Origin of the sequence: Cellulomonas bogoriensis 69B4 = DSM 16987, assembly GCF_000767165.1 — a bacterium.
Taxonomy (GTDB): Bacteria; Actinomycetota; Actinomycetes; order Actinomycetales; family Cellulomonadaceae; genus Actinotalea; species Actinotalea bogoriensis.
Window position 1 is genome coordinate 1 of sequence record NZ_AXCZ01000273.1, and the last position, 2,341, is coordinate 2,341.

A 2,341-nucleotide genomic window follows, 5' to 3' on the forward strand; every position below is an offset into this window, starting at 1 on the left:
CGCCGCGAGAGCATCCGGGCGATCCGCACCCGCGTCTCCACACAGGGAGGCGTCCGGCGCGGGTGGGTCAGGGGGTGGCTGGACCTGTCCACGAGGCCGGCGTGACCCAGCTCGCGGTAGCGGCGCCACCACCGCCACGCCGTGGTGCGCGATACACCCATCTCCGCGGCGACGTGAGCGACCGGCCGGCCTGAGGCGATGCGCTGGACCATCACGAGCCTGCCGGCCGGGGTCAGCCGGGCGTTAGCGTGGGAAACGAGAGACCTCCGTTGGTCTGAGCGGGTTCCTTGAGCAGTTCCCACTCGACCCGGAGGTCTCTCGCTACGTCAACAACCTTCGTGGTCAGCACACCTAGAGCCGGGTCGCGGCCGGCACCGGGACCGCCGTGAACGGGTCGACGGCACGCACCAGCTCCACGCGCAGCTCCGGCAGCAGCACGGTCAACCACCGGTGGGCCTCGACCATGCCCTCCTGCTCCGAGGGCAGGTGCCCGGGAACCACGACGCCGGCGCACGCACCTGCGGCGACCGCGTCGGCCGCGTACTCGCCGGTCTCCCACTCGTGGCCTTCACCGAGCACCAGGGCGTCCACACCCTGCCGGGCCAGCAGGCGCCGGTTCCTGTCGAACCCGCAGAAGCCGGGTTGCAGGCCGACGACCGCCACGGGCGAGTCGGGTGCACCGACGTAGCGCAGCGCCCGGGCGTCCAGCGCCTGCGCCACGTGCACGGCCAACGCGTGGAGCGTGGTGGCCGACGGCAGGTCGTAGACGCCCGGCTCGTCCGGACGCTCGGCACCCAGCCAGCCCAGGGCCCGCGCGGTGCCGGTGAGGACGCCGTCGGGGCGCCGGTCGTGCCACGCGTCGTGCCAGCGGTACACGACCAGCCCGTGCTCGGCGACGTACGCCGCCTTCGCCGCGTGCACGGGGTCGGCGTCGGCGGCAAGGACCGCCTCGGACGTCCCGTGGTGGTCGTAGTAGAGCGGCTCGTGGGTCACGACCAGGTCCAGGCCCCGGGCCACGGAATCGCGCAGGACGTCCAGGGTGGCCATCACCGTCACCGCGACGCCCCGCACCGCCACGTCCGGGTCACCCGCGACGAACCCGTCGACGGTGGTTGCCCGCGGCGGGGTACCTACGTGCGCCGCGATCCTGTCGATCACCTGTCGGGCCGTGGTCCTCACGTCGGTCACCCGGCCGTCGCGGTGACCCGGAGCTCACGCACGAGCGTCACGGTGATCTCACCGGGGAAGCTGAGGTCCTTCTCGATGTGCCGGGCGATCGCGTCGGCCATCGCCGGCATCGCGGCGTCCTCGACCGCGTCGGGCTCGACCACCACCCGCACCTCACGGCCCGCAGCCATGGCCAGCGCGCGACGGACACCGGGGTGGGCCTGGACGAGCGCCTCGAGGGTGTCCATGCGCTCGACGTACTGGTCGAGCTCGTCCCGGCGCGCACCCGGGCGCGCCGCCGAGCAGGCGTCCGCGGCCTGGACCAGGACCGCCTCGACGGTCTCCGGCGGAACCTCGTCGTGGTGGGCCTCGATGGCGTTCACCACCGCCGGGCTCTCACCCAGACGGCGGGCGAGCTCGGCCCCGACCCGCGCGTGGGTCCCCGGCTGGTGCGGGGTCAGGGCCTTACCGACGTCGTGCAGGAACGCGGCCCGGCGCGCCAGGGCCACGTCGGCACCCACCTCTGCCGCGAGCACCGCGGCGATCTGGGCGGTCTCGACGAGGTGGGCGAGCACGTTCTGCCCGTAGCTCGTGCGCAGCCGCAACCGTCCCAGGGTCTCGACCAGCTCGGGGTGCAGGTCCTCCACCCCGGCGGCCTCCGCCGCGTCGTGGCCCGCAGCCACCGTGCGCTCGGCCGCCCCGGCCTGCGCCTCGGCGTAGGCGATCTCGATGCGCTGGGGGTGGATGCGGCCGTCGGCGACCAGCGCCTGCATCGCGACGGCCGCCAGCTCGCGCCGCTCGGCGTCGAAGCACGACAGCATGATCGAGTCGGGGGTGTCGTCGACGATCACGTTGACGCCGGTGAGCGCCTCGAAGGTGCGGATGTTCCGCCCCTCCTTGCCGATGATCCGGCCCTTCATCTCCTCCCCCGGCAGGGGGACGCTCGTCACGACCGCCTGGGCGCTGGTCGGGCCGGCGATCCTCTGGACGGCGGTGGTGAGGATCCGGCGGGCACGCTGCTCGGCGGTGCGCCGCGCCTTCGCCTCGAGCCGACGCGCGAGCGCCGCCGACTCGTTGCGGGCCTCGTCACGCGCACGCTCCAGCTGCAGCGCACGGGCCTCCTCGGCGCTGAGCCCCGACGCCGCCTCCAGCACCCGGGAGGCCTCCTGGCGGG

Annotated in this window: 3 protein-coding genes; all 3 read right to left on the bottom strand. The window is 74.2% G+C overall.

All coding sequences use genetic code 11. The features are described from left to right. Positions 1-212, bottom strand: a 212-nt coding sequence (locus N869_RS14485) for a helix-turn-helix domain-containing protein (RefSeq protein ID WP_035062753.1), incomplete at its 3' end; no start/stop codon positions are given. Between the two features lie 139 nt (positions 213-351). Continuing rightward, complete coding sequence (locus N869_RS14490; protein WP_052105619.1) at positions 352-1,179, bottom strand: Nif3-like dinuclear metal center hexameric protein; 828 nt, start codon at positions 1,177-1,179, stop codon at positions 352-354. 5 nt (positions 1,180-1,184) lie between these two features. Beyond that, positions 1,185-2,341, bottom strand: a 1,157-nt coding sequence (gene rny / locus N869_RS14495) for a ribonuclease Y (RefSeq protein WP_035062755.1), incomplete at its 5' end; no start/stop codon positions are given.